We start from the raw sequence: 24286 nt of genomic DNA on the forward strand, positions 1-24286 counted from the left end.
ATCACAAAACCGTGATAGCTTTGTGAGCAAGGGCAGGCATTCCCGTCAGGCGTGCTGAAAAGCCCTGCAGAGGGACCGGGTTTTTCAGGAGTTTTTGTTATGGGGTATTCTATTCTGCTGCGCGCCCTTGGGGCGGCGATTGTTTTGGCGTCGGCACCGCTTGCTGCCGTCGCTCAGGACGGAACGGGCTTCCTTGGCACTAATCTGCGCTACTCCGAACGGATGTTCGACCGGCAGGAGGATGTGGCAAACAAGATCGCCACTGCCCTGCGGGCCCGTCAAAGCGGTGTGCTGGATCCTTACCGTCTGTACCTTGGCGGCCGTTTCCTTGGCACCGTGATCCACGAGGAAACCAACACACCAGGCAAGTTTCCCATCCTGTCACGGTTGCCGCCGACGCATACCAGCGGGTTTTCCGATACTTACGACGTAATCAACGACATCTCGCTGAATGCGACACTGACGCTTCCGATGGTTACGGCTTTTGTGCAGGGCGAGTACACCGAAATCGAATATCCCGGCCAGGATGAAACCCAGCTGCGCAAATACTGGGTTGCGGTGGGAGATCTGAGCCGGTCGCCGTTCTATCTGGCAGCGGGACGGAAAACCGTGAACTTCGGCAATTTCGCCACCTACGCGCCGTTCACCCATAGTCACAGCAACCACTATTTCTGGTCTCAGGTCGATGACCCGCTGGTTGAGCTGGGCTATGTCACAGAACGGACAGAACTGGCGTTCTCCCTGATCCGCAACCATCGCGGCCTGCGGGTGATCAGCAGCCCCGGCAATGACGGCGGCTGGGATAACTTTGCCTTCAACGCCGCCCATAGCTTTGACGCCGGGCAGGACATGCGCGTGCGGCTGGGCGCGGGCTACCTGCGTGGAACCATCTATGACAGCGTCATTGCGCACCATCCGCCCAGCCAGGGCATAGACCGTGGCTGGAACGGCGCCTGGAATCTGAACGCCACCCTCAGCGGGCGCGATTTTGACGTGATGGCGGAATTCACCCGGACCGAGGATATCTGGCCTGCCACCGGCCACCGGGTTCGTGCGCTGACGCTGCAGGGGCGCTACCGGTCACAGCTGTTCGGCAAGCCGGCCACTTGGTCGCTCGCGGCCAGCCGCGGTGTGCAGGGCGCCGACGGCACTGAGTGGGAGAAGATGGATCAGGTGATCTTCGGGCTCGAAGTCGAAGTTGCAGAACATGTGAAGCTGGGGGTGGAGTATCTCTACAACGATGGCTTCGTGCCGCTGATCCTGCCGACCGTTGTAGCGGATTCCGGGGTCCGCTCGGATACAATCATCATCGGTGCCAAACTGACTTTCTGACCGCTGCTGCCGGGCTTGCCCTTGCCGCCGCCCTGCGTGCGGCGGTATCTGCCGGGCAGGACACAGCCGGAAGGAGCCGTCATGGGCACCAAGACATTGACCTGCCTGACCTGCGCCCAGCTCAACCGGGTGCCGGAGGAGAAGCTGGGCAGCGGACCGAAATGCGGCAGCTGCGGTGCGGCGCTGATGCCATCCAAGCCTGTGGACGTGGATCCGGCCACGCTGCAAAAGGCACTGCAGCATGATGATGTGCTGCTGGTGGCGGACTTCTGGGCGCCCTGGTGCGGCCCTTGCAGAATGATGGCGCCGGAATATGCCAAGGCTGCCAAAGCCCTTGCAGGCAGCGCGCGGCTGGTAAAGCTCAATACCCAGGATCATCAGTCAACCGGTGCCCGCTACCGCATCCGCGGCATCCCGGCGCTGATCGCCTTTGAGCGCGGCAAGGAAAAGAAACGCCAGGCCGGTGCACTGCGGTCAGGGCAGATCGTCAGCTGGCTGCGCAGCTGAAACCGCAGCCGGCCTTTGCTGGAAATGGGCCGGATATCAGGATTGATCCAGCCGCCGTTCATGCTTGGCCCCGGGGCCGCTGCGTTTGCCGGTGCTGTTCCCCTGGCTGCCGGAACCGCCGCTGCGCCACAGCTGCAGGGCAAGCATCCCCAGCATCAGAAAAGCGGCGGCAAAGGGGTACAGGAGCACAATCAGCCACACCGGCCAGCCGCCTGCCGCACCGGCGGCCACGGCCAGCACCAGGCCGCCCAATACCCCGAACAATGCGCTGAACCAGGCCATACAGCCCTTCCCCTCAAGTCCCCACCTGCAAAAGATAGGGCATGCGTACAGGCCGGCAACTCTGCAATTGATACCCTGAGGTGATTTGCGCGCGGGCCGTTAAGTCAGAGGTAGTTCATCGGGCCGCTTCTGCGGAGGCGGTGCCGCCCGATTCAGGCGGCAGCCAGCTGACCGCCGGGGGTCACCCCGCTGCCGGGTCCCGCAGCCTCGCTGAGCCAATAGAGCAGGGCAGTTGCCAGGAGAGCCACCGCGGTGCCTGCCACCGGGTAAATCAGAAGGCAGGCCCACCAGGGCAGCCCGGCGAAGGCATAGCCCATCACTGCGGCACACAGGCCTGCAACCATACCCAGAATAATACCTGCCCAGGCCATGACGCCCCCTTCATCCGTGCAGCAGGGCCCCAATACCCGGCTGTTCCCGCGCCCATCATCCGGCCAAGAAGGTTATCAAAGCGTTAAGATTCCGGTGGTGCTTACAATCCGGTCTAAATAATTGGAACGCGGGCACTATTTTGAGGTCAGCGCCACCCCGTCCTTGGCCTTGGGCATCCGCCCCTTGCCCTGCTGCAGCACATGCGCCAGCTCATGCACCAGCAGTTCCGGGTTCTTGGCGTCGCCCGGTTTCATGAAGTAGATGTCGTTGCCATAGGTGAACGCCTTGGCCTTCAGCTCCTTGCAGACATCCTTGGCGTTGCCGCCCGAATGTACCTGCACCTTGGCGAGCTTCGCTTTGGAGAAGTGCGCCTCCAGCCCCTTGCGCACATCGCCGGGCAGCTTCCGGCCTTTGGTGCCTTCCGGTTCGCTCTTCAGCCGCTTGCGCTTGGCCTTCTTGCCATTCAGCGCCTCGACCTGCGCCTTCACGTCTTCCGGTTTCAGGGGCATGGGCAGATCCTTTGCAATGCTTCAATCAATACAAGGCACGTCGGGTGCCTGAGGGGATGATAGCGCAGAGCGGGGAAAAGGCGAAACGGAGAGAGCGGGACAATGTCGTCCGCAACGGATCAGTTAAACGGTTCAGAAGCGAATTTGCGCTGCATGCCCCAAACCGCCCGGGCCCGCCCAGGCAGCCGCTGTCCTGGTGTTCAGCACCTGCAGGGAGGTGAAGCGCCTGCCGCATGTCCTGCGCCGAATTCGAGGGCATCTGACCTGAATTGATCGATGCCGAAAAAGCCGCCTATCTGCTCTCCGGTGCAGGGGTCAGCTTTGTAGCCGGCATTTGTTCAGTCCGCGCATATCCATCCACTGAGAAACGCCGACTGCGAAATGGCTTCCGGATGCTGGTGCTTTTTGAAAGGTGACTTTGACGGCAACAAGCGGAGCATTGGTGTCAATCAGCCGGATACCGGAATTGAGCTGAGTGGCTGTCAGTTTGGCTTTAGTAGAATTGAAATGCTTGGACCAATTAACCCGGCAGAGGGATTGAGCGTCTTGCCGCAATGAATAGCCGCTGCCTGATACTGTGTATGTCAGTTCCAGAGTGTTACCTGCTGCAATCCCGCCGAACTTTTCAGGCGCCGTTACCAGAGCGGCACTCGAAAGATCAGCGCGGACACCAGACTTCAGACGCACCTCTTCCGCGTGAAGGGGGAGGGCGGCCGCTAAAGCCGCCCCCATAAGCCAGGACTTTCGCAGGGTCACCGCACAAACTTCTTGTGCTTCAACCGCTTGGGCTCCAGCGCGTCGGGACCCAGGCGGCGCTTCTTGTCCTCCTCGTAGTCCTCGAAGTTGCCCTCGAACCACTCCACATGCGCATCGCCCTCAAAGGCCAGGATGTGGGTGCAGATCCGGTCGAGGAAGAAACGGTCGTGCGAGATCACCACGGCGCAGCCGGCGAAATCGACCAGAGCGTCTTCCAGCGCCCGCAGGGTTTCCACGTCCAGATCGTTGGTCGGTTCGTCGAGCAAGAGCACGTTGCCGCCCTCTTTCAGCAGACGCGCCATGTGCACGCGGTTGCGCTCACCGCCGGACAGCAGGCTCAGCGGTTTCTGCTGGTCGCCGCCCTTGAAGTTGAACGAGGAGCAATAGGCGCGGGAATTGACCTGCGCGTCGCCCAGCTCGATGATCTCGGCGCCGCCGGAAATCGCTTCCCAGACGGTTTCATTATCCTTCAGATCATCGCGAGACTGGTCGACATAGCTGAGCTTCACCGTGTCGCCGTATTCCACGGTGCCGGAATCGGGCTGCTCCTGGCCGGTCAGCATCTTGAACAGGGTCGATTTACCAGCGCCGTTGGGCCCGATCACGCCGACAATGCCGCCCGGCGGCAGCGAGAACTCCAGGCCCTCGATCAGCTGCTTGTCGCCAAAGTGTTTGGCGAGGCCAGAGACTTCGATCACCTTGGAGCCGAGGCGCGGGCCGTTCGGAATGACGATCTGGGCGCGGCCAACCTTCTCGCGTTCGGACTGGCTGGCCATCTCGTTATAGGCGGCAATACGCGCCTTGGACTTGGCCTGACGGGCTTTCTGGCCCTGCTGCATCCATTCCAGCTCGCGCTCCAGCGTCTTCTGCTTGGCCTTGTCCTCGCGGGCTTCCTGCGCCAGGCGCTTGGCCTTCTGCTCCAGCCAGGCGGAGTAGTTGCCTTCGTAGGGAATGCCGCGGCCGCGGTCGAGCTCCAGGATCCAGCCGGTGATGTCATCCAGGAAGTAACGGTCGTGGGTCACACAGAGGATGGTGCCCTTGTAGTCGATCAGGTGCTGCTGCAGCCAGGCGATGGTCTCGGCGTCCAGGTGGTTCGTCGGTTCGTCGAGGAGCAGCATGTCGGGCGCTTCCAAGAGCAGCTTGCACAGAGCGACGCGGCGGCGTTCACCGCCCGACAGATCCTTGATCGGCGCATCATCCGGAGGGCAGCGCAGCGCTTCCATCGACACGTCGACCTGGCTGTCCAGATCCCACAGGTTTTCCGCATCAATGGCGTCCTGCAGCTCGGTCATCTCGGCCATCAGCTCATCGGTGTAGTTCTCGGCCATTTCCACCGCGATCTGGTTGAAGCGGTCGACCTTCTCCTTCTTCTCCTTGACGCCCAGCATGACGTTTTCACGCACGCTCAGGCTCTCATCCAGCTGCGGCTCCTGCGGCAGGTAGCCGACCTTGGCGCCCTCAGCCGCCCAGGCCTCGCCGGTGAAATCCTTGTCGAGGCCGGCCATGATCTTCATCAGCGTGGACTTACCGGCGCCGTTGACGCCGACCACACCGATCTTCACGCCGGGCAGGAAGGAGAGGTGGATGTTTTCAAAGCATTTCTTGCCACCCGGGTAGGTCTTGGAGACACCCTGCATGTGGTAGACGTACTGGTAGGAGGCCATGTGCTCGCTCCGTTAAGGGGGAAATTCGCTGGCGGGAGTGATAGCGGATGGGCGGCGGCGGGGCAATGCGGGAAGCAGGCCTGCGCAAGGGGGTGCCAGGCGTGCACCCCCTGTACACCCCCTGTGCACCGGGGGGGGCCGTTTGCGTGGGTTCAGAACGGATGCAAGATGTCCCTTGGGACGTGGCGCGGAGCGGCACGGCCCGCGCCTGACCTTCCCCCCGGTCAGGCGCCTTCGCGCCTTCCCAAGGTCAGGCCCGGGCCTTGTGTTGTGCCCGTGTTGCACCCGGGCAAAATTTAGTTACTTGTCCGAGGTCACGGAAACTTCTCTGAACGACCATCCTGCACAGCCAACTTCGGTTACAAAGTCACGGAAGGTTTCTGTGCACAGAACGTCTCTTGTGACCGAGTCCCGCCAGATAGACGCGTTCTCCAGCGCGCTTTCCAGAAGTGCGCTTTTCGAGGTGTTCGTCGTGTTGTAAGTTGTGCCGTCCTTGCGCGTCATCGAGTAGATGACCGATCTTTCTTTGTCCCATCCGTCAAGGCGCTTCAAGAGATTCGCCATGTAATAGGGACCACCCGGCAGGGGGCTGTCATGGACTTCGTTCCAAACTTGCTCGACCGCTGCAAATTCGAAAGTTCCGGCGAAACTGTCTTCTAGCGCTGATTTCAGACGGCTGTTCACCAATGGAGTTTTGTCCATGTTCACCGAAAAGCCGTCGATCGTTTCACGAGCGGCCCCGGACTGAGACTTCACAACACAGTACAGTTTAGCCAGTTCCTGTTTGGTCGTCTCTGTTAGGCGGCCGCCCTTCAGGATCGTACCGTAAGAGTGCACTCCGCCAGTTTCGAATCTGATGTCCCGCTCTGGCACCCATTCGTCCCATGGAAATGGCAACCGAAACACGCCTTCCCGCGAGGTGCTCCGAGACCAATTGTAGAACATCGGCATTTCCGGCTCGAAGTCCATCTCGATCAAAAAACACTTCATTCCTGTTCTCCAAAAGCCGCTGGCTGATGCAGGCAGCGACGTAAATGAGCGAACAAGACCCCGATCCGCCGGGGATAGCAAGGTCCGATCTAATACCGTCCCGAGGGCAGCGCAGGCTGCGCCTGCCGGCCCATCAAGCCGCAGGATTATCTAGGGTAAAGATGGACAGGCGCTGCCCCCGCCCCACTTAGAGGGTTCCCCTCACATCTTCCACTTCTTCTTGATGTTGTCCGGCACCGGGTAGATCAGTTTGCGGTTGTCGAAGTGGTGGCACTTGATGCCTTCGCTGTTGCGTTCCGCCAGGTAACGCAGGCAGGTGGACAGCGCGCTGATGATCTTGGGATCGGTGCGGGTGGTCACATCCACCGCCTGGCCCGACAGGTGGCGGGAGATGTATTTCCAGTTGGCCTTTTTGAACATGCACGCAATGAAGCCCTTCTTGTCCCCCGCCTGCACAAACCCGTCCAGCTCCAGCCGCAGCTCCTCGTTGCTCTTGAGGTAGGAATAGATCTTGCCGCGCTTCAGGTGGCTGTTCCAGCCGCCGTACATGGCGCTGGCCTGGCCTTTTTTGTCGCGCAGGCCGGAGACCACATGGATGGTCTCGCCGTAGTGGGAGGAGACCTCGTAGAGCACATCCAGGATTTTCTTCTTCACCCCTTGCGTCTTGCCTGTGAGCCGGCCCGGCTTGCACAGGCCGCCGGTGTCCACGGTCTTGATGACGTTTTCCGCGGCCTTCTTCTGCGCCTTCTTGGCGGCCTTCTCTGCCGCCTGTTTTGCCGCTTTCTGGGGGTCCTCGCCCTTTTCCTCGCCCTTGGCGAAATAGCTGTCGTAGAGCGAGGTGGCATAGTCCTCGATCTCCTCCAGCAGCGCGGCCCAGCCGCCCTGGTCCAGGGATTTGGCCTTGGCCTCCTTCATCACCGCGTCCTTGGCGGCCTTCACCGCCTTGGCCTTGGCGTCCTCCTTGGCCTTTTCGTCCTGCTTTTCCTTGGCCTTCTTCTCAGCCTTGGCCTTGCCGGGGCCTGCGTTCAGTTTCTTGATGGTGGTCTTGCCGGGGTCGATGCGGCAGTCGGGCTTGAAGCCGCAGATCTCCTGCTGGAACTGGCCGATCATCTTTTCCAGCACCGGCGTCGGGGTGCCGTCGGTCTTGACCTTCTTGATCCCGGACTGGCCGGCAAAGGCATTCAGCAGTTGTTGAACGGTTTTGACGTCTTCGGGCAGGTTCTTGCCCTTGCGCCCGACGGAGGCGGAAAGCTTGGCAGCCATGGTAAACTCGCAAATTGGAACCAGCGGGCCGGAAACTCTGCCCGCGCAATAAAATTCTACACCCAAAGCAGCGTTTCAGGCAATCTGCGCAGGGTTGTGCGGCACTGCTGCGTGTGGCGATTGATCTCAGCCGGAAACTATGCGCATCAAGGCCTTCATGGTTTGCAAGCTGCCGCATATCCGCCCGGGCATGGCCGTCGGGCTCTTGGGAGGGTCCTTTGATCCGCCGCACCGCGGCCATGCGGCGATTTCCCATGCGGCGCTGAAGCGTTTCGGGCTCGATCACCTGTTCTGGCTGGTGTCGCCCGGCAATCCGCTGAAGACCCGCCAGCCCGCGCCGCTCGCGCGCAGGATCGCTGCGGCAGAGGCGCTGGTGCAGCATCCCCGCATCCATATCAGCGGTATCGAGGCGGACCTTGGCACCCGCTACACCGCCCAGACCCTGCGCCACCTGCGCCGCCGCCATCCCGGCGTGCGCTTCGTCTGGCTGATGGGGGCTGACAACCTGACCCACTTCCATCGCTGGAAGGACTGGCAGCAGATCCTGGACACGGTGCCGGTGGGGGTGCTGGCGCGTCCCGGCGACCGGATCTCGGCCCGGTTCTCCCCGGCGGCCCGGATCTACCGGCATTCGATGCTGAAAGGCAGCGAAAGCCAGCTGCTGGCACAGGCCGAAAGCCCGGCCTGGTGTTTTGTCAATCTGCCGATGGTGGACGTCAGCTCCACCGCGCTGCGCGCCCGCGGCAGCTGGTCAGCGGCGGAGGGCTGCTGAGGCCAGCCCGGCCGACAGCACCACCCCCAGCCCGGCCCAGGTCCAGGCATCCGGCAGCTGGCTGAACACTGCCCAGCCCAGGCCGACCGCGGCGACCAGCTGGAAATAGACCATCGGCGCCAGCTTCACCGCCTGCACCCGGCCATAGGCAAACAGCAGCAAGAGGTTGCCCAGCATCGAAAAGGCCGCACTCCCCACCGTCAGCGCCGCGGTGGCGGGGGTGAACTCCGGCAGGCTGGCGAGGCCCAAGGGCAGCATCAGCAGGGCCGACAGCAGCAGCTGCGTCAGGCTCAGCTCCAGCGGTGTGCCGACATGCGCCAGCCAGCGTGAGCTGGTCAGAAAGCCGCCATAGAAACAGCCTGCCAGCACCGCCCACAACAGGTTCACAGAGCCGCCGAACCCCGGCCGCACCACCATCAGCACACCCAGGAACCCCAGCGCCATCAGCAGGCTGCGCAGCGCCGTTGCCTGCTCGCGCAACAACAGCACCGACAGCACGTAGCTGACCACCGGCCCGATGAAGAAGGCGGCAAAGACATTGGCCAGCGGTTCCGTCTGCAGCGCCAGCTGGATCGAGAAGATACCGCCGGTCAGCAGCCCGGCGCGCAGCCACAGCCGCCAGTCACCCAGCAGGGAGAACGCCCGGCGCGGCACAAAGGGCAGGATCAGCGCGGTGCCGATGGCAAAGCGGGACCAGGCGACAAAGGCGGGCGTGGCCAGCCCGGCGCCGGTCAGCAGCTTCCCGCACAGGTCGCCTGCGGGGATCATTGACATGGCCGCGAACATGAGGAGTACTGCCTGAAACATGGCTGCCAGCGGTAGCAGGACTTGCCCGTGTGAAAAAGCCCGGACCTTGCGGCGCAAAGCTGCGGATCGGGGATTGAAGTAGAGCCGCTCCTGACCCTAAAAATGAATAAGATGACTTCACGCCGGACATTCCTTCTTTCCGGGCTCGCCGCCTTGGCGGGCTCCTCTGCGCTGGCCAATGCGCCGGCGGTCTCATTGCGGCCTGTTGCCCGCAAGGTCAGCTCTTTGGCGGCGGGGGCCGATGGCCTGAAGGCGCTGATTGAACGCGCGGGCCTCAGGGGCGAGGCTGTTTGCGCGGTGGCGGATGTGAAGACCGGCCAAGTGCTGGAATCCTCCGGCGGCACCCAGGCCCTGCCGCCTGCCAGCGTCGCCAAGGCGCTGACCGCGCTTTATGCGCTGGACGTGCTGGGGGCGGACCACCGGTTTGAGACCCGTATCCTGGCCACCGGCGGTGTCGCGGGCGGCGTGGTGAACGGCGACCTGATCCTGGCGGGCGGCGGCGACCCGCTGTTGAACACCGATCATCTGGCGCTGCTGGCAAAGTCGCTGAAGACCGCCGGCGTGCGCGAGGTGCGCGGCAAGTTCCTGATCTGGGACGGCGCGCTGCCCAGCGTTAAAACCATCGACCCGGACCAGCCCGATCATGTCGGCTATTCCCCTGCGGTTTCCGGCATCTCGCTGAACTTCAACCGGGTGCATTTCGAATGGAAGCGCGCCGCCAGCGGCGGCTGGGCGATCACCATGGACGCCCGCACCGAGAAATACCGCCCCGAGGTGGCCACTGCCCGGATGGCGATCCAGTCCCGCGCGGTGCCGGTCTATACTTATGCTGAGAAGGGCGGCGTGGACCACTGGACCGTCGCCTCCAAGGCGCTGGGCAAGGGCGGGTCCCGCTGGCTGCCGGTGCGCAACCCTGCGGCCTATGCAGGGGACGTGTTCCGCACCATGGCGCGCGCCAATGGCATCAAGCTGCCAAAGCCCAAGGCAACCCGCACGCTGCCCTCAGCCACCCTGCTGGCCCAGCACCACAGCCCGCCGCTGGATGTGCTGCTGAAGGCGATGCTGAAGTATTCAAACAACCTGATGGCAGAGATGATCGGCATGTCCGCCACCGCGGCCCGCGCGGGCCGTCCGGCCTCGCTCAAGGCGTCCGCCGCGGAGATGAGCCGCTGGGCTGCGGGCAAATACGGCATGTCCGGCAGCCGGCTGGTGGATCATTCCGGCCTTGGCGAAGATTCCCGGATGACACCTGCGGATCTGACCGGCGCGCTGGTGGCGGCCTATAAGGCGGGCCAGCTGAAACCGCTCTTGAAATCTTTCCAGATGCGTGACGCCAAGGGCCGCATCATCAAGGGGCACCCGATCAAGGTCGCCGCCAAGACCGGAACGCTGAACTTTGTTTCCGGCCTCGGCGGCTTCATGACCGCGGCGGATGGCACCGTGCTGGCCTTTGCCATTTTCAGTGCGGATCAGAAAACCCGCGGCCGCCTGACCCGGGCGCAGCGCGAACGTCCCCAGGGCGCCAAGAGCTGGAACCGCCGCGCCAAACAGCTTCAGCAGCAGCTGATCGAACGCTGGGGCGCGGTTTACGGCAGTTAGGCCCTGACTGGTCTGGCAGTTTTTCCTGATACTGGACGTTTCTTGCGGGCCAGTTCGCAGGCAGACCGTTGGCGCGGCCTGCCGGGAATGCAAAGGACCAGACAATGACTGAGCGTATCAACGACCACGGACAGCCCATCGGTGCCCCGCTGCCGGATTGGCAGGGCGCACGCCTGCCCGGCCACGACGGGCTGGCAGGCCGCTACTGCCGGGTGGAGCCGCTGGACGCCGCCCGCCACACGACGGATTTGTTTGCCGCCTTCTGCCAGGACCCCGGCGGCGCGATCTGGACTTATATCCCCTGGGGGCCGTTTGGCACCGAAACCGAACTGCGCACCTGGATCCAGGGTGCCAGCGGTGTTGATGCGCAGCCCTATTTTGCCATCGTCAACGGCGCCAGCGGCCGGGCCGAAGGGGTGGCCAGCTATATGCGGATCAAGCCCGAACACGGCGTGATCGAGGTCGGCGGCATCACCTATGCGCCGTCCCTGCAGCGCACGCCCGCCGCGACGGAGGCGATGTTTCTGATGATGGCGCGGGTGTTCAACGACCTCGGCTACCGCCGCTATGAATGGAAGTGCGACGCCTTGAACGCGCCTTCCTGCCGGGCGGCGGAGCGGCTGGGTTTCACCTATGAAGGGCTGTTCCGCCAGGCCGTGGTCTATAAGGGCCGCAACCGCGACACCGCCTGGTATGCGGTGCTGGACAGCGAATGGCCGCGGCTGGAGGCGGCTTATGCCGAATGGCTCGATCCCGGCAATTTCGACGCTGAGGGGCAGCAGAAACAGAGCCTAAGCAAGCTTATTGCGGCCCATCGGGGGTAGCGTCCGCCACTGTCCGCCCGGCCTGCGGGTCGTACAGCCCGCCGCCCAGATGCGCGTGGCCCCAGCCCATGATCTGCAGCAGCAGCCCCTCCAGGCTGCGGCCCGCCTCCGTCAGGGCATAGCGGTAGCGCACCGGCCGGTCCTGATAGGCTTCGCGCGCCACCAGCCCCAGCGCCATCAGCCGCTTCAGCCGCTCTGACAGCAGGTTGGCGGCAATATGCTCCTCGCTTGCCTGCAGCTCTTGGAACGTATGCTTGCCGTGCCACATCAGATCGCGCACCACCAAGAGCGTCCATTTGTCCCCAAGAACGTCCAGCGTCCGGGCTATCGAGCAGCGCGAGCGGTACTTGGTCTGCGGCTGGGTCAAGGCGCGTCTCCTGTGGATCCTGGTCCCGCCACATTAAGAGACTTTTAAAATGAAAGCCACTACCGCATAGTCACTTTAATTTTGAAAGTGACTCGCGCAGCCAGGGAGACCCGCCGCATGAACGCCATCGGAAACACGCCGCTTGTTCAACTGAAGCATCTGACCACCCCGGACATGGCCGGGGTCTGGGTGAAATGGGAGGGCGCCAACCCCACCGGCAGCATGAAGGACCGGATGGCGCTGTCGATGATCAAAGGGGCGGAGCGGCGCGGCGATCTGAAGCCCGGCGGCAGGGTGGTGGAATACACCGGCGGCAGCACCGGCAGCTCGCTGGCGATGGTCTGCGCCACCCGCGGCTACAAGGCGCATTTCGTCTCCTCCAACGCGTTCTCGGAGGAGAAGCTGCAGACCATGCGCGCCTATGGTGCGAAGGTGGAGATCATCCGCGCCGAGGGCGGCATCCTGACCGCCAGCGTGATCGACCGCACCATCGCGCGGGCCAGGGAGCTGGCGGCGGAGCCGGATGTGTTCTGGACCGATCAGGTCAACAACATGGACAACAAGCGCGGCTACCACGGTATGGCGCGGGAGATCCTGTCGCAACTGGAAGGGCCAGTGGATGAATTTGTCATGGCCACCGGCGGCGGCGGCTGCATTTCCGGCAATGCCGAGGTGCTGAAGGAGGTGAACCCTGAAACCCGCATCATTGCCATCGAGCCCTATCACGTGCGCAACCTGTCGGGCGGCGACACCAGCGGCACCCACCAGCTGGAGGGGATCGGCCTGTCCTTCCTGCCCAAGATCCTGCGCCGCGACCTGATTGACGATGTGGTGCCGGTCCGGGACGAGGACGCCTTTGCTGGTGCCCGTATGCTGGCGCAGCAGGAGGGGCTTTTGGGCGGTATCACCTCCGGCGCCAATATCTGGGCGGCGCTGCAGCGTGCGCGCGAACTGGGGCCGGGCAGGCGGGTGGTCACCGTGGTGATCGACACCGGCCTGCGCTACCTCAATTCCGCGCTCTACCGGTGACCGGTCTGGCGCAGACGTGAAGCCGGGGGAGCGCGCAGAGGTTTGACATTGCACAGCTCAGGCTAGTTTCCTGCCAATGCAGCCGCCAGCAAGGCGGCGCCAGCCAGGGAGAAGCCCATGTGTGACCATTGCGTAATGAATGCCGTCAAGGACCGGATGCTGTCGCGCCGGTCGTTGTTCAAGGCGAGTGCCGCCGCAGCCGCCGGTGCTGCCCTTGGGGCGGGCGCCTCTGCCCCCGCTGCCGCCATGGCGCACGGCGGGGTGGTGGACATGACCCATGCCTATGACGCCGATTTCCCGACCTATTTCGGCCAGCCCGGGGTAGAGATCACCCAGGCCTTCAATTTCAAGGACAACGGTTTCAACCTGTTCAATCTGACCCTGAACGAGCACACCGGCACCCATATCGACGCGCCGCTGCATTTCTCGGCCGATGGGCAGGCGGTGAATGAAATCCCGGTGCAGAACCTGATCTGCCCGCTCTGTGTGATCGACATTGCCGCCCGGGCCGCGGAAAGCCCGCATGCCCAGGTGACACCGGATGACATCAAGGCCTGGACCGCCGAGCACGGCGATATCCCGGACGGCGCCTGCGTGGCGATGCACTCCGGCTGGGGCGGCAAAACCGGCAGCGACGGCTTCCGCAATGCCGACGAAGAGGGCGTGATGCATTTCCCCGGCTTCCATGTGGAAGCGGCGCAGATGCTCCTGGAGACCGGCGCCGTGGCGCTGGCGGTCGACACGCTGTCGCTGGACCACGGCCCGTCCGCGGATTTCGCCACCCATTACGCCTGGCTGCCGCAGAACCGTTACGGGATCGAAAACCTGGCCAATCTGGATCAGGTGCCTGCCAGCGGCGCCCGTTTGTTCGTAGGGGCGCCGGCGCACCGCGGCGGCTCCGGCGGCCCGGCCCGTATTCTGGCGGTGTCCTGATGAGACCCGGCCGGCGCCGGGGGGAGTGCCGGCCGGGCCCAGGGAAAAAGATTGCTCAGGTGCCGGACGCTTCCAGCGTCCCGGCCTCCCGGCGCATCAATTCCCCTGCCAGACCGCTAAGGATTTCCATGCTGAAGCCGCCCAGCTGGCGGTGGCGCTCCTGCACTGCTTCCCATATGTCCTCGCGGCGGATGTTGTCCAGCAGCTCATGACCGCTCCAGGTCAGCCCGCGCACATGCCAGTTGCCATTGGACAGCCTGCTGAACCGGGCCAGTCCGGCGCTTTCCAGCAGGCTCAGATGATACGACAGCTTGCGCGCCTCACCGTCGGGCAGGCACTCTTCCGCGGGCAGCATCATCGCTTCGGCAGAAGAGCGCGGCAGGGCGCAGAACGCTTCTCTCCCGCCCTCGATCTCGAGCAGAAGCCTGCGGATTTCACCAATGTCTCTTTGCCACCTGACCATGCACCGATTCCCAATACGCGTCGAACTAGCGCGAAATGGGAGTCGGTCAAATTTTCTGCAAGCTTGCGTTGTGCAACCCCGCCATGCGCGCCGGGCAAGGGAAGCTGCGTCAACCGGGCGGTGTCAGACCATGTGCCGCGCCCGCGCGCCGCGCTCGATCGCGGCGGCGTGCAGCCGGTCGATGTTCAGCTCGTAACGGACCTCTGCCAGGAACTCCAGCTCGGTCTCGCCCAGCACCCCGTCAGCCGCCGCCACATCGCAGGACAGCGCATAGGCTGTCTCGAACAACCGCTCCGGCAGGTCGCCGCGGATAAGGCCGAACAGCGCCTCCAGCCCGTCCTCCTGCTCGAACAGGTCTAACACGGTGCGGGAAATGCGGGCCACCCGGTCGATGTCATAGTCTGCAAACACCGGCAGCATGTTGACCGCCGACTGGATCTTGACCAGCTCGGCGGTGCGGATGTTCTCGTCCGAGGCAGACACCGCCACCATCAGCGCCACCAGGCAGTCCTGCGGGGACATCGGGTGCGGGGTTTGCTCTGTCATGGACGAATTCCTTGTCTGGAAAATTTGCGATGCAATCAGGATAGGTATGCCCGCAGCCGGGTTCAACGGCAGACCGCGCGCTGCGGCAATTTTTGCGCGGCTGCGGCCTGCAAATCCCTGCGCCGGAAGGGCTGCCGTCATTGACTCATGCTGCACAGGCACAATAGAGGGAAGGGCCGGATGCATGGGGCATCCGGGATGATCACGCGGCACCCCGATCGCTGACAGAACTGCCGCCGATGGAGAACACAAATGTCTGATGTGCGCAACGAGGCTCTGAAGAGCAAAGCCTGGCCGTTTGAAGAAGCCCGCCGGGTTCTCAAACGTTATGCCAAGGGCGCGCCGGAGAAGGGTTATGTGCTGTTCGAAACCGGCTATGGCCCCTCTGGCCTGCCGCATATCGGCACCTTCGGCGAGGTCGCCCGCACCACCATGATCAAGAAGGCGTTCGAGACCATCTCGGACATCCCGGCCAAGCTGATCTGCTTCTCCGACGATTTGGACGGCATGCGCAAGGTGCCGGGCAACGTCCCCAACCAGGAGGCGCTGGCGGAGCATCTGCAAAAGCCGCTGACCTCAGTGCCGGACCCGTTCGGCACGCATGAGAGCTTTGGCCACCACAACAACGCCATGCTGCGCCGGTTCCTGGACACCTTCGGGTTTTCCTATGAGTTCTATTCGGCCACCGAATTCTACGGCTCCGGCCAGTTCGACGAGATCCTGAAGCGCGCCGTCGACAAATACGATGACATCATGGCGATCATGCTGAAGTCCCTGCGCGAGGAGCGCCGCCAGACCTATTCGATCTTCCTGCCGATCCACCCGGAAACCGGCCGCGTTCTTTACGTGCCGATGAAGAAGGTCTGCGCCGAGACCTATACCATCACCTTCGACGACGAGGACGGCAAGGAATGGACCCTACCGGTCACTGGCGGCAACGTGAAGCTGCAGTGGAAGCCGGACTTCGGCGCCCGCTGGGCCGCGCTGGAAGTCGATTTCGAGATGTATGGCAAGGACCACTCCACCAACACTCCGATCTATGACGGCATCTGCCGGGTGCTGGGCCAGCGCGCGCCGGAGCATTTCACCTATGAGCTGTTCCTCGATGCCAACGGCCAGAAGATCTCCAAATCCTCCGGCAACGGCATCTCGATCGACGAATGGCTGACCTACGCCTCGACCGAGAGCCTGGCGTATTTCATGTACCAGAAGCCCAAGACCGCCAAGCGGATGCATTTCGACGTGATCCCCAAGGCGGTGGACGAGTACCACCAGCAGCTGCGCGCCTACCACACACAGGACCTGAAGGCGCAGCTGAACAACCCGGTGTGGCATATCCACGGCGGCGATGTTCCGCAGTCGGACATGGTGGTGCCGTTCTCGATGCTGCTGAACCTGGCCTCTGCCTCCAGTGCAGAGGACAAGGAAACCATGTGGGGCTTCATCAACAAATACGCCCCCAACGCCACCCCCGACACCCATCCGGGCATGGATCAGGCGGCGGGCTTTGCGGTGGCCTATTTCAACGACTTCGTGAAACCCGCGAAGGAATTCCGCCTGCCCACCGATCAGGAGCGCGCGGCGCTGCAGGACCTGGCAGACGCGCTGAAATCGGCGGACGCCGCCCTGGCCGCAATTGCCAGGAAGAACGAGATCGCAGGCAACACCGACCCGCTGCCCGAGGCGGATTTCGCGGATGAGGAATTCCTGCAGTCGGTGGTTTTCGCCATCGGCAAGATCCACGGCTTCGAGCCGCTGCGCGCCTGGTTCTCGGCGATCTACGAGGTGCTGCTGGGCGCCTCCCAGGGCCCGCGTTTCGGCGGCTTCATCGCGCTTTACGGCGTCGAGGACACCATCGCGCTGATCGAAAAAGCGCTGGCGGGCGAGCTGGCCTGAGCCTGAACAGTCTATCGCAATCGAAGGGCGCGGGTTTCCGCGCCCTTCTGCGTTTCCAGCCTTGCCGCCCGCGGCCGCGCCCTGCGCAACAAAATTACCAGATCGAAAAAAAGTTTGACGCAGCGTCACCCTGTCCTAACATTAAGAAACGGACCGGGAGGGACAGATGCGCAGTGTTCTGTTTGCGGGGGTAAGTGTTTTTCTTCTGACCTTTCCGGCCTTTGCCCAGAGAGAGCCGGTCACAGCTGTGATCGGCTCTCAGTTTGAGGCCTTCCTGAACAATGATGCTGAGACGGCGTTCACCTTCGCCTCTCCGGATATCCGCCGGATTTTCGGCACGCCTGAGCGGTTTGGCGAAATGGTGAAGCAGGGCTATCCGATGGTCTGGCGCCCTGCAGAGGTGCGCTATCTGGACCTGCGTGAGGTGGCGGGCGGGTTGTGGCAGCGCGTCATGATCACCGATCAAAGCGGCGCCGTGCACCTGTTGGATTACCAAATGGTTAACCTGGAAAGCGGCTGGAAAATCAACGCGGTGCACCTGCTGAAGGGGCCGGCCGGCAGCGTCTGAACCCAGGGCAGCGTACGCACCGCTGGGCGGAATTTAACGCCCTTTCTGTACTTCCTTTTTCCCGAACGCGAGATGCGCAGCAGGAAAGGAAGCTTCCATGAATAAGGCAATCACCGACGGTCTGCAGCTGATGCCCCCCGCCTTTGCGGATGGTCTGGGCGTCTGGTCCAGCGGCGACGGCACCCCGGGGTCTGACACCTATGATGGCGCCGTAAATGCGGTCTTTGTGGCGGCGGATGGCGATTTCGGCAGCTGTCTGGAAATGCAGAAGACCGAAAACACCCAGAAGCTGCGCTTCATGGGCCAGACACCGCTCACGCCGGGCTGCTATCTGCAGATCAAGGTCCGCATCAAGGCCATGAGCGGCGCGCTGCCTTCGGTCCGGGTTGCAGGCTGGGCGGCGGCGGCCGGCGGCGGCCATATCGGCGGCGTCACCGAGTTTGCGCCGCAGGTGGCGCTCAGCACCTATGGCCAGGTGGTGGAGGTGACCGGCATCGTCGGCAGCGGCAGCCGCGGCGGCGTGGACATGCCCTGGGGCCGCGATGCAGCCTATGGCCACCTTGGCCTCGACCTCACCGGCGCTAACGGCGGCGTGGTGCGGATCGATGATATCGAGATCACCGACATCACCAGCGCCTTCCTGCGCGATATGCTGAGCGTGGTGGATGTCACCGACTATGGCGCGGTGGGCAACGGCAGTTTTGACTGCACCGCCGCGTTCGAGGCGGCCGACGCCGCCGCCGACGGCCGCCGCATCCTGGTGCCTGCGGGGGAGTTCTATCTGGCCAGCACCGTGTCGCTGAACCACGAGGCGGTGTTTGAAGGCACGGTTGAGATGCCGGACAGCGCCATGCTGCTGCTGACCCGGAACTTTGATTTCCCCTCCTACGCCGCGGCTTTCGGGGATGAGGGGCTGGGCTTCCGGAAGGCGTTCCAGGCACTCTTGAACAACTCCGACCATGAATCGCTGGACCTGATGGGCCGCAAGATCACCGTCAGCGCCCCCATCGGCATGGCGGCGGCGGTGCCCAACAAGACCTCCTATGCCACCCGCCGCATCATCCGCAACGGCCAGATCGAAGCCGCGGACAGCGCCGCCTGGGACACGCAGGTGGTGACGTCGCAGGCGACCTACAGCGCTGCGGATGCCAAGAAGCTGACCAATGTCACCAATATTGCCAACATCGCCGTCGGCTCCCTGGTCGAGGGCGCTGGCGTGGGCCGCGAGGTTTATGTCAGGTCCAAAAACACCGGCGCCGGCGAGCTGACCCTCAGCGCCGCGCTTTACGATGCCGAGGGCACCCAGAATTTCACATTCCGCGACTTCAAGTACCTGGTGGACTTCAGCGGCTTCGGTTCGCTCAGCAAATTCGGCCTGCAGGACATCGAGTTCCAGTGCAACGGCCGCTGCAGCGCCGTGCGGCTTGCGCCCTCCGGCTCGGTCAACACCTTCGACAGCTGCTTCTTCTCCCGCCCGCTGGACCGCGGCATCACCTCCACCGGCACCGGCTGCCAGGGCGTTCTGATCGACAATTGCCAGTTCCTGTCGAATGAAGACGCGCTGGATGTGCCGGACCGTGTCAGCATCGGCCTCAACGTCAATGCAAATGACTCCAAACTGCGCGGCAACCGCGCCACGCGGTTCCGGCACTTCGCTGTGCTGGGCGGCAGTTACAACACCGTGGCCGGCAACCACTTCTTTCAGGGCGATGCGGTGCCTAACGGGGTGCGCACCGCCGGGCTGGTGCTGGCCTTCAACAACTGCACCTCCACCGTGTCGGACAACTACATCGACAATTGCTTCATCGAATGGACCAACGAGCGCGATACTACGCCGGACTTCAACGGAGGGTTTTCTTTCAGCGCCCTTTCCATCACCGCCAATGTGTTCCTGTCGGGCGATGTGGCGCCCTGGTTCAGCTACATCGTCATCAAACCCTATGGCAGCGGCAACTTCCTGAACGGGGTCTCGGTGACCGGCAACAAGTTCCGCTCCCTGAACGGCACCATTGACCGCGCGGAACGGGTCGACACCAGCTTTGCCAATCTGGATTTCAGCCGCTCCAAACACGTCGATTTCAGCGGCAACATGTACCATAACGTTGTGATCCAATCGGCCAACCCGCTGCGGCGTGTGCATAATCAGGCCTCGGCCGCCTCCACCTGGACCGTTGCCGCCGGCGGCGAGCTGCCGTTTGAGGGCCATGCGCGGTTTGTCGACAGCGTTGTGCCGATTGGGGCGCTGCAGACCAGCGGCAATAGCACCCGCTATATCACCTCCTATGCAGAGGTCTCGCAGGGGGCGAACAACGACAATGTGAACCTGCGCTGGCCGGAGGCGGTCAAGGGGCAGGTGCAGCTGCTGATGCGGATGGACAGCGGGTCCTGACGCGATGGCCCTAATCGCCCGGCAGCAGATCTGCGGCGGCAAGGCGGAACGCCTTGCCAAAGCCGCCGTTCAGATGCGCTGCCGTGATTGTAAAGCGGACAAAGCTGAAATCGGCAAATTGCAGGTAGAGTTTGGCCTTCGGCTGATGCGCCAGATAGGCCGCGGCAACAGTATCATGGTCCGCGCTGTCACGCGGCACAAAGGCCGCCTCTGCCAGCAGGCTGAGCCGCGGGTGGGTCAGCGCGTCGCCCTTGGCGCCCGGCTCCCCCACCAGCAGCGAACAGGCGGGATGCTGCCGCAGCGCCTGCGTGTGCTGCGCCAGGTCAGAGATCAGGCTGATGGGATGCCCTTGGGGGTCCAGACCAAAGGCCACCCGCGTCACCATCGGCTGGCCGTCTTCCAGCAGCACGCCAAGCGCGGCAAACCGGGCCCCGGTCATCAGGCCGCGGGCCATCCCGCGGGCTTGGTCATCGGTGGGGCGGATCACATCGGCCATGGCGCGCTTTCTGTTTTGTGCTGCCCGACCGGGTCAGCGGCTTCAGAATTTCTGCCACAGCCCCAGCTTCAGGCCAAGGCTGCCCGCGCCGGCGGAGCGGCGCTCCACGCCGACGACCAGCTCGCGGCCGGTGCGCAAGGGATAGCGCAGCGACGGCGTCAGCGTGTAGGAAAACACCCCGCCATCCGGTTTGGAGGTCTCGATCTTGAGCATCGGGGCGGGTTTGCCGGGACGGTTCAAACCCAGGGTGGCGTCCAGTTTCCAGACTGCCGCCAGACCGCTGTTGCGCAGCTCATAGGCGGCGTCGATGGCCAGCCAGCCGCTGATGGTGCCGGTGTCGAAGCCGCGGCCATAGGACAGGGTGGCCTTCTGCATCATCATCCAAAGGCCGCGGTCATGATTGCCGCCAAAGGCGGCCTCTGCCGCCAGCCGGTAGCGCGCGCCCTCATAAAGCGGCATCCGGGCAAAGATCAGCGCATGGCCGGACAGATCGCCGGACTGGTTCAGATCCACCCCCAGTGTCAGCTTGGGCGTGATGCCGTAGGCGCCGTAATAGCTCAGCTCGTGCTGTTCACCGCTGGCGGTCTGCCGGTAGCTGGCGCTGGCCGCGGCAAAGCCCTGGCCCGGTGTCTCAAGCCAAGCGCCGCCATCCGCCGGCGGGGCCAGCAGCACGGCAAGACAGGCGGCAAAGGCAGGTCTCATCCCGAAACCTCGTTGCGAGAGCTGCAAGGGTTCGGCTTTATGGTTAAGGTTGTGTTAACCGCCTCTCGAACGGCCGGAGGGCGTTCCGTAAAAAATGACGTGCGCTTGGTGCGGTAACGGGCGTAGGCTGGGATCACGTCAACGGAGGAGCCAATGCCGAAAATAGCAAAAACCGCGGACATCCAGACCGTTATCACCACATTCGAGATGACGCCGGGCACCTGCCAGGATCTGCTGGAGGCGCTTGAGAATGCCTATGCGGAGTTCATCTCCAAGCAGCCGGGCTTCATTGCGGCGGGCCTGCATGTGAATGATGCGCAGACCCGGATCGCCAACTACTCGCAATGGCGCCGCCGCGAGGATTTCATGGCGATGCTGCGCAGCCCGGAGATGCGCGAGCGCAACCGCAAGATCAACGAGCTGTGCCGCAGCTTCGAACCGGTGATGTATGACGTCGCCGAGGTGTTCGGGGCCTGAGCCCCGGCTGCCTCAGATGAACCGGCGCAGGGTCATCAGTCCGGAGCGGATGATGACCTTGGCCGAATCCACCACTTCGGCGATGCGCTCGTAGTGCACCTTGATCGGCCCCTGGGAGCGCAGCAGGATCGTCACCGCATCAGCGCGGGCGCGCCGGAAGGCCTCCGCCGCCGGGCTCAGCCCCTCGGGCTTGATCGCCTTGAACGTCTGGCCGCCGCTGCGCAGGGGAGCAGCGGATCTGTCCCGGTACTGCTTGAGCGCGGCATTCAGGGTGCTCTCCACCATCTTCAGCGCCTTGCGCCCGTCCTTGTAATCCGGGTAGCGGCTCAGCTCTGATGCGGCGCGGCGGTAGAACTGCCGGTAGCAGTCGATCTGATAGGCCGGGGGCAGCTGGCGGCAGCTGCTGTTACCGCTTGCCAGCACCTTCACCGCCTTGGCAGTGACGCTGTCCGACATCGCGGTGGTGTAGCTGCCGTGCGGCGCCTTCGGGCTGGCGGCTGCGGGCAGGGCCAGCGCCACTGCCAGAAAGCCTGCGGAAATGGATTTGAAAATCATCCGGGTACCTTTCAATCAGCGTCCCGGAGCGCGGCCGGGGCAGGGGCCTCATCCGGAACCATAGGCGGGCGGCGGCGTTGGGCACAAGACTTGAGCAGTTCCGCCCTGGCGTGCACGCTGCAGATGATCCCTGTCAACGCGCTGGGCGGAAAAAGGGTGTAAACTGAAAGAGAAGGGAGAACTGCTATGTATCACAACATTCTGGTGCCGGTCTCATTTGACCCTGAACGCGACACCACCGGGCCGCTCAAGGTGGCGCGGCTGCTGTCCTCGCCAACCGCCAAGGTGACGCTGCTGCATGTGATCGAAGAGGTGCCGGCCTATGCGATTTCCTATATCCCGGCGGATTTCATGGAGGGCACCCGCACGGCGCTGCAGGCAGAGCTGGACGGGCTGGCCAAGACGCTGCCCAATGCCGAGGGCGTGCTGGTGGAGGGGCATTCCGGCCGCACCATCCTGGACTGGGCAGAGCAGAACGGCCCGGATCTGATCATCCTCGCCTCGCACCGGCCGTCGATGCAGGACCTGATCTGGGGGTCGACCTCAGGCCACGTGGTGCGCCACGCGGCCTGTGCCGTGCATGTGGTGCGCTGAGGCTAACCCGGCCCTCAGGCCGGGACCGCCGCTTTCAGCAGGTTCCAGGCCAGCCGGATCATGCCGCCGGGCAGCAGAGCGGAACGCAGCAGAACCTTGTTCGAATTCACCGCCTCCGCGATACGGGCATAATGGACCTGCTTGTTTGCCGGTGAGCGCAGCAGGATTGTTTCGGCCTTCTTCATTGCCGCTTCGGTCTGCCGCTTGATCTGAGGCACCGCCTCCCGCTTCACCGGACGGTACAGGTTGAGCCCCTTGCGCTTGACCGGCTGGGCGGGGTCGAGGTTCTGCTTGACGGCCCTGGTCAGGGTTTCCTCGACCAGAACCAGTGCCCTGTGCGCCTCGGCATAGGCCTGGTTGCCGTTCAGTTTCTGCGCCGCCAGCTTGTAGGTGTGGCGGTAGCAGTCGTATTTGTAAGCCCAGGGCAGGGTGCCGCAGCGCTCAAACCCGCGGGTCAGCGTGGTGACAACCGCCTTGGTGGTCTTGGAACTGAGGCCGCTGCGCTGGCCGCCGCCGGAATCCATCCCGTCCCGGCTGCCGCCGCCGTCGCCGCCGGCAAGAGCCGTGGCACAGGAAAAGATCAGGGCCAGTAGCCCGGCGAGGATGGTCTTGCTGCTCATGTAAGCCTCCTTGATTTGCTCCAGCTTACCACGCGTCAGCTTTCTGGAAACGGGCGGAAAGCCGCAAATTGCGGGATTTTGCACTGGTTTTGCCTTGCAGGAGGCCAAAGCGGTTCCCACGTGAAAGGCTGGAGTTGCAGAAGGAGACGCGAATGCAGTGCCCGATTGACGGAACCGAACTTGTGATGTCCGACCGCGCCGGGGTCGAGATCGACTATTGCCCGCGCTGCCGCGGCGTGTGGCTGGACCGGGGCGAATTGGACAAGATCATCGAACGTTCCGCCCAGCCGGTGCAGTCCGCGCCGCAGCCGCAGCGCTATGAGGAGCGCAGCCGGGAGTACGGCCGGGAAGATGGCCGGAAATATGAAAAGAAGTACGAAAAGAAGTCCTTCAAGAAGAAATCGAAGAACTTCCTGGAAGATCTGTTCGACTTCTGACCGCCGCCATCCGTGCCGCCCCGGAAACACGGGGGCGGCTGGCCGCAGGCATCAGTGCATGGTGCAGAAGGAGCCGTGTTTGGCGTCCTTCATCAGGGTGTCGAAATCGGACCCCTTCATCTCCACCAGCGTCTTGTGGTCGCCGGCCTCGAACCAGACCTTGTCGAGTCCGGTGAGGCTGTCGTCGATCACCGTGGGCACCATATAGGCCGCGCCGACGCACGGCGCCGCGCCCGGGTCGCAATCATCAAAAACCTGATCCAGTTCAATCTCTGGCGCGAGGCCAAGGCGGCGGTCGACCATCGACTGCAGCTTGTGCAGATCGACCTTCTGGTCAGAGGGGATCACCGCCAGAAACGGGCCTTCCTCCATGTGGATCAGAACCGATTTGGCCAGATGGCCGCCCGGCACATGGGCGGCTTCGGCGCATTCGGACGCAGTGGCGGTATAGGGGTGGCGGACGGTGGCAAAGGGCAATCCCTGTGCCTCCAGATGATGTTTCAGGCGTGAGGCAATCATCGAAGGGTCCTCCTGTCT

The 24286-nt window shown here is 63.4% G+C and carries 29 protein-coding genes; 13 read left to right on the forward strand and 16 right to left on the reverse strand.

What is annotated here, in order from left to right; all coding sequences use genetic code 11:
- The first annotated feature begins 99 nt into the window (after positions 1-99).
- Positions 100-1332 carry a hypothetical protein gene (locus tag N6L27_RS16690; RefSeq protein ID WP_271908461.1) on the forward strand — a complete coding sequence of 411 codons (1233 nt, stop codon included), beginning with the start codon at positions 100-102 and terminating at the stop codon, positions 1330-1332.
- A gap of 81 nt (positions 1333-1413) precedes the next feature.
- Positions 1414-1839 carry a thioredoxin TrxC gene (trxC, locus tag N6L27_RS16695; protein WP_271908462.1) on the forward strand — a complete coding sequence of 142 codons (426 nt, stop codon included), beginning with the start codon at positions 1414-1416 and terminating at the stop codon, positions 1837-1839.
- Between the two features lie 36 nt (positions 1840-1875).
- On the opposite strand, the gene N6L27_RS16700 is transcribed toward trxC, so the two are convergent.
- The 7 genes from N6L27_RS16700 to N6L27_RS16730 form a co-directional block, all read right to left on the reverse strand.
- The gene (locus N6L27_RS16700) at positions 1876-2121 is read right to left on the reverse strand and encodes a hypothetical protein (RefSeq protein ID WP_271908464.1); all 246 of its coding nucleotides are present in this window, start codon (positions 2119-2121) and stop codon (positions 1876-1878) included.
- A 152-nt stretch (positions 2122-2273) separates the two neighbouring features.
- Positions 2274-2492, reverse strand: a complete 219-nt coding sequence (locus N6L27_RS16705) for a hypothetical protein (RefSeq protein ID WP_271908466.1) — start codon at positions 2490-2492, stop codon at positions 2274-2276.
- 135 nt (positions 2493-2627) lie between these two features.
- A complete protein-coding gene (locus tag N6L27_RS16710; RefSeq protein WP_271908467.1) occupies positions 2628-3002 on the reverse strand; it encodes an eCIS core domain-containing protein in 375 nt (124 codons plus the stop codon).
- Positions 3003-3317: 315 nt separating this feature from the next.
- Positions 3318-3758 carry a hypothetical protein gene (locus N6L27_RS16715; protein WP_271908468.1) on the reverse strand — a complete coding sequence of 147 codons (441 nt, stop codon included), beginning with the start codon at positions 3756-3758 and terminating at the stop codon, positions 3318-3320.
- Entirely contained in the window at positions 3755-5422 is a 1668-nt protein-coding gene (gene ettA / locus N6L27_RS16720) for an energy-dependent translational throttle protein EttA (protein ID WP_271908469.1), read from the reverse strand. Before ettA ends, N6L27_RS16715 begins: the two co-directional genes overlap by 4 nt.
- Before the next feature lie 300 nt (positions 5423-5722).
- Positions 5723-6412: an imm11 family protein gene (locus N6L27_RS16725; RefSeq protein WP_271908470.1), complete on the reverse strand. Its 690-nt coding sequence runs from the start codon at positions 6410-6412 to the stop codon at positions 5723-5725.
- 201 nt (positions 6413-6613) lie between these two features.
- Complete coding sequence (locus N6L27_RS16730) at positions 6614-7675, reverse strand: peptidoglycan-binding domain-containing protein (RefSeq protein ID WP_271908472.1); 1062 nt, start codon at positions 7673-7675, stop codon at positions 6614-6616.
- Between the two features lie 139 nt (positions 7676-7814).
- Between N6L27_RS16730 and N6L27_RS16735 the strand changes: the two genes are divergently transcribed.
- Complete coding sequence (locus tag N6L27_RS16735; RefSeq protein WP_271908474.1) at positions 7815-8447, forward strand: nicotinate-nucleotide adenylyltransferase; 633 nt, start codon at positions 7815-7817, stop codon at positions 8445-8447.
- Here the strand turns inward: N6L27_RS16735 and N6L27_RS16740 are convergent.
- Entirely contained in the window at positions 8427-9254 is an 828-nt protein-coding gene (locus N6L27_RS16740) for a DMT family transporter (protein ID WP_271908476.1), read from the reverse strand. The two genes, N6L27_RS16735 and N6L27_RS16740, sit on opposite strands and share 21 nt — an antisense overlap.
- A gap of 111 nt (positions 9255-9365) precedes the next feature.
- Here N6L27_RS16740 and dacB point away from each other — a divergent pair, with 111 nt between their 5' ends.
- Together dacB and N6L27_RS16750 are read left to right on the forward strand one after the other, a co-directional pair.
- Positions 9366-10853 (forward strand): D-alanyl-D-alanine carboxypeptidase/D-alanyl-D-alanine endopeptidase, encoded by a 1488-nt coding sequence (gene dacB / locus N6L27_RS16745; protein ID WP_271908539.1) that lies wholly within the window; start codon positions 9366-9368, stop codon positions 10851-10853.
- A 104-nt stretch (positions 10854-10957) separates the two neighbouring features.
- The gene (locus N6L27_RS16750) at positions 10958-11677 is read left to right on the forward strand and encodes a GNAT family N-acetyltransferase (RefSeq protein WP_271908477.1); all 720 of its coding nucleotides are present in this window, start codon (positions 10958-10960) and stop codon (positions 11675-11677) included.
- On the opposite strand, the gene N6L27_RS16755 is transcribed toward N6L27_RS16750, so the two are convergent.
- Positions 11655-12044 carry a winged helix-turn-helix transcriptional regulator gene (locus N6L27_RS16755; RefSeq protein ID WP_039180681.1) on the reverse strand — a complete coding sequence of 130 codons (390 nt, stop codon included), beginning with the start codon at positions 12042-12044 and terminating at the stop codon, positions 11655-11657. The two genes, N6L27_RS16750 and N6L27_RS16755, sit on opposite strands and share 23 nt — an antisense overlap.
- A gap of 117 nt (positions 12045-12161) precedes the next feature.
- Here N6L27_RS16755 and N6L27_RS16760 point away from each other — a divergent pair, with 117 nt between their 5' ends.
- Together N6L27_RS16760 and N6L27_RS16765 are read left to right on the forward strand one after the other, a co-directional pair.
- Positions 12162-13073, forward strand: coding sequence for a PLP-dependent cysteine synthase family protein (locus tag N6L27_RS16760; protein WP_271908478.1), 912 nt, complete (start codon positions 12162-12164; stop codon positions 13071-13073).
- 117 nt (positions 13074-13190) lie between these two features.
- A complete protein-coding gene (locus N6L27_RS16765) occupies positions 13191-14006 on the forward strand; it encodes a cyclase family protein (protein ID WP_271908479.1) in 816 nt (271 codons plus the stop codon).
- A 55-nt stretch (positions 14007-14061) separates the two neighbouring features.
- Here N6L27_RS16765 and N6L27_RS16770 read toward each other — a convergent pair whose 3' ends face one another.
- On the reverse strand, positions 14062-14469 hold the full coding sequence (locus N6L27_RS16770; RefSeq protein WP_271908480.1) for a DUF2513 domain-containing protein: 408 nt from the start codon (positions 14467-14469) through the stop codon (positions 14062-14064).
- A gap of 123 nt (positions 14470-14592) precedes the next feature.
- The gene (locus N6L27_RS16775) at positions 14593-15015 is read right to left on the reverse strand and encodes a tellurite resistance TerB family protein (protein WP_271908481.1); all 423 of its coding nucleotides are present in this window, start codon (positions 15013-15015) and stop codon (positions 14593-14595) included.
- A gap of 252 nt (positions 15016-15267) precedes the next feature.
- Here N6L27_RS16775 and N6L27_RS16780 point away from each other — a divergent pair, with 252 nt between their 5' ends.
- The 3 genes from N6L27_RS16780 (at position 15268) to N6L27_RS16790 (ending at position 19868) form a co-directional block, all read left to right on the forward strand.
- Complete coding sequence (locus N6L27_RS16780) at positions 15268-16911, forward strand: lysine--tRNA ligase (RefSeq protein ID WP_271908482.1); 1644 nt, start codon at positions 15268-15270, stop codon at positions 16909-16911.
- A gap of 166 nt (positions 16912-17077) precedes the next feature.
- The gene (locus N6L27_RS16785) at positions 17078-17479 is read left to right on the forward strand and encodes a DUF4864 domain-containing protein (protein ID WP_271908483.1); all 402 of its coding nucleotides are present in this window, start codon (positions 17078-17080) and stop codon (positions 17477-17479) included.
- Between the two features lie 97 nt (positions 17480-17576).
- On the forward strand, positions 17577-19868 hold the full coding sequence (locus tag N6L27_RS16790; RefSeq protein WP_271908484.1) for a glycosyl hydrolase family 28-related protein: 2292 nt from the start codon (positions 17577-17579) through the stop codon (positions 19866-19868).
- 10 nt (positions 19869-19878) lie between these two features.
- On the opposite strand, the gene N6L27_RS16795 is transcribed toward N6L27_RS16790, so the two are convergent.
- Both N6L27_RS16795 and N6L27_RS16800 read right to left on the reverse strand, forming a co-directional pair.
- Positions 19879-20364 (reverse strand): HugZ family pyridoxamine 5'-phosphate oxidase, encoded by a 486-nt coding sequence (locus N6L27_RS16795; protein WP_271908485.1) that lies wholly within the window; start codon positions 20362-20364, stop codon positions 19879-19881.
- A gap of 42 nt (positions 20365-20406) precedes the next feature.
- Complete coding sequence (locus tag N6L27_RS16800) at positions 20407-21066, reverse strand: hypothetical protein (protein WP_271908486.1); 660 nt, start codon at positions 21064-21066, stop codon at positions 20407-20409.
- A 153-nt stretch (positions 21067-21219) separates the two neighbouring features.
- Between N6L27_RS16800 and N6L27_RS16805 the strand changes: the two genes are divergently transcribed.
- Positions 21220-21543 carry an antibiotic biosynthesis monooxygenase family protein gene (locus N6L27_RS16805; protein ID WP_039180660.1) on the forward strand — a complete coding sequence of 108 codons (324 nt, stop codon included), beginning with the start codon at positions 21220-21222 and terminating at the stop codon, positions 21541-21543.
- Between the two features lie 12 nt (positions 21544-21555).
- Here the strand turns inward: N6L27_RS16805 and N6L27_RS16810 are convergent, their stop codons facing one another.
- Positions 21556-22098, reverse strand: a complete 543-nt coding sequence (locus N6L27_RS16810) for a hypothetical protein (protein WP_271908487.1) — start codon at positions 22096-22098, stop codon at positions 21556-21558.
- A 186-nt stretch (positions 22099-22284) separates the two neighbouring features.
- On the opposite strand from N6L27_RS16810, the gene N6L27_RS16815 reads away from it, so the two are divergent.
- Complete coding sequence (locus tag N6L27_RS16815; protein ID WP_039180657.1) at positions 22285-22692, forward strand: universal stress protein; 408 nt, start codon at positions 22285-22287, stop codon at positions 22690-22692.
- Positions 22693-22706: 14 nt separating this feature from the next.
- Here the strand turns inward: N6L27_RS16815 and N6L27_RS16820 are convergent, their stop codons facing one another.
- Complete coding sequence (locus N6L27_RS16820) at positions 22707-23312, reverse strand: hypothetical protein (protein WP_271908488.1); 606 nt, start codon at positions 23310-23312, stop codon at positions 22707-22709.
- Positions 23313-23464: 152 nt separating this feature from the next.
- Here N6L27_RS16820 and N6L27_RS16825 point away from each other — a divergent pair, with 152 nt between their 5' ends.
- On the forward strand, positions 23465-23749 hold the full coding sequence (locus N6L27_RS16825; protein ID WP_271908489.1) for a TFIIB-type zinc ribbon-containing protein: 285 nt from the start codon (positions 23465-23467) through the stop codon (positions 23747-23749).
- Between the two features lie 51 nt (positions 23750-23800).
- Here the strand turns inward: N6L27_RS16825 and N6L27_RS16830 are convergent, their stop codons facing one another.
- A complete protein-coding gene (locus N6L27_RS16830) occupies positions 23801-24268 on the reverse strand; it encodes an aminoacyl-tRNA deacylase (RefSeq protein ID WP_260016371.1) in 468 nt (155 codons plus the stop codon).
- Positions 24269-24286: the final 18 nt, after the last annotated feature.

The sequence above is a fragment of the Leisingera sp. SS27 genome (assembly GCF_028368855.1).
GTDB lineage: Bacteria > Pseudomonadota > Alphaproteobacteria > Rhodobacterales > Rhodobacteraceae > Leisingera.

Coding starts and splice junctions, on each gene's coding strand:
- N6L27_RS16805 (WP_039180660.1), top strand. CDS start 21,220: ATGCCGAAAATAGCAAAAACCGCGGACATCCAGACCGTTATCACCACA.
- N6L27_RS16705 (WP_271908466.1), bottom strand. CDS start 2,492: ATGGCCTGGGCAGGTATTATTCTGGGTATGGTTGCAGGCCTGTGTGCC.
- ettA (WP_271908469.1), bottom strand. CDS start 5,422: ATGGCCTCCTACCAGTACGTCTACCACATGCAGGGTGTCTCCAAGACC.
- N6L27_RS16780 (WP_271908482.1), top strand. CDS start 15,268: ATGTCTGATGTGCGCAACGAGGCTCTGAAGAGCAAAGCCTGGCCGTTT.
- N6L27_RS16760 (WP_271908478.1), top strand. CDS start 12,162: ATGAACGCCATCGGAAACACGCCGCTTGTTCAACTGAAGCATCTGACC.
- N6L27_RS16830 (WP_260016371.1), bottom strand. CDS start 24,268: ATGATTGCCTCACGCCTGAAACATCATCTGGAGGCACAGGGATTGCCC.
- N6L27_RS16785 (WP_271908483.1), top strand. CDS start 17,078: ATGCGCAGTGTTCTGTTTGCGGGGGTAAGTGTTTTTCTTCTGACCTTT.
- N6L27_RS16775 (WP_271908481.1), bottom strand. CDS start 15,015: ATGACAGAGCAAACCCCGCACCCGATGTCCCCGCAGGACTGCCTGGTG.
- N6L27_RS16800 (WP_271908486.1), bottom strand. CDS start 21,066: ATGAGACCTGCCTTTGCCGCCTGTCTTGCCGTGCTGCTGGCCCCGCCG.
- N6L27_RS16810 (WP_271908487.1), bottom strand. CDS start 22,098: ATGATTTTCAAATCCATTTCCGCAGGCTTTCTGGCAGTGGCGCTGGCC.
- N6L27_RS16690 (WP_271908461.1), top strand. CDS start 100: ATGGGGTATTCTATTCTGCTGCGCGCCCTTGGGGCGGCGATTGTTTTG.
- N6L27_RS16790 (WP_271908484.1), top strand. CDS start 17,577: ATGAATAAGGCAATCACCGACGGTCTGCAGCTGATGCCCCCCGCCTTT.
- N6L27_RS16750 (WP_271908477.1), top strand. CDS start 10,958: ATGACTGAGCGTATCAACGACCACGGACAGCCCATCGGTGCCCCGCTG.
- N6L27_RS16770 (WP_271908480.1), bottom strand. CDS start 14,469: ATGGTCAGGTGGCAAAGAGACATTGGTGAAATCCGCAGGCTTCTGCTC.
- N6L27_RS16825 (WP_271908489.1), top strand. CDS start 23,465: ATGCAGTGCCCGATTGACGGAACCGAACTTGTGATGTCCGACCGCGCC.
- N6L27_RS16730 (WP_271908472.1), bottom strand. CDS start 7,675: ATGGCTGCCAAGCTTTCCGCCTCCGTCGGGCGCAAGGGCAAGAACCTG.
- N6L27_RS16735 (WP_271908474.1), top strand. CDS start 7,815: ATGCGCATCAAGGCCTTCATGGTTTGCAAGCTGCCGCATATCCGCCCG.
- N6L27_RS16765 (WP_271908479.1), top strand. CDS start 13,191: ATGTGTGACCATTGCGTAATGAATGCCGTCAAGGACCGGATGCTGTCG.
- N6L27_RS16710 (WP_271908467.1), bottom strand. CDS start 3,002: ATGCCCCTGAAACCGGAAGACGTGAAGGCGCAGGTCGAGGCGCTGAAT.
- N6L27_RS16700 (WP_271908464.1), bottom strand. CDS start 2,121: ATGGCCTGGTTCAGCGCATTGTTCGGGGTATTGGGCGGCCTGGTGCTG.
- N6L27_RS16820 (WP_271908488.1), bottom strand. CDS start 23,312: ATGAGCAGCAAGACCATCCTCGCCGGGCTACTGGCCCTGATCTTTTCC.
- trxC (WP_271908462.1), top strand. CDS start 1,414: ATGGGCACCAAGACATTGACCTGCCTGACCTGCGCCCAGCTCAACCGG.
- N6L27_RS16795 (WP_271908485.1), bottom strand. CDS start 20,364: ATGGCCGATGTGATCCGCCCCACCGATGACCAAGCCCGCGGGATGGCC.
- N6L27_RS16725 (WP_271908470.1), bottom strand. CDS start 6,412: ATGAAGTGTTTTTTGATCGAGATGGACTTCGAGCCGGAAATGCCGATG.
- N6L27_RS16740 (WP_271908476.1), bottom strand. CDS start 9,254: ATGTTTCAGGCAGTACTCCTCATGTTCGCGGCCATGTCAATGATCCCC.
- N6L27_RS16815 (WP_039180657.1), top strand. CDS start 22,285: ATGTATCACAACATTCTGGTGCCGGTCTCATTTGACCCTGAACGCGAC.
- dacB (WP_271908539.1), top strand. CDS start 9,366: ATGACTTCACGCCGGACATTCCTTCTTTCCGGGCTCGCCGCCTTGGCG.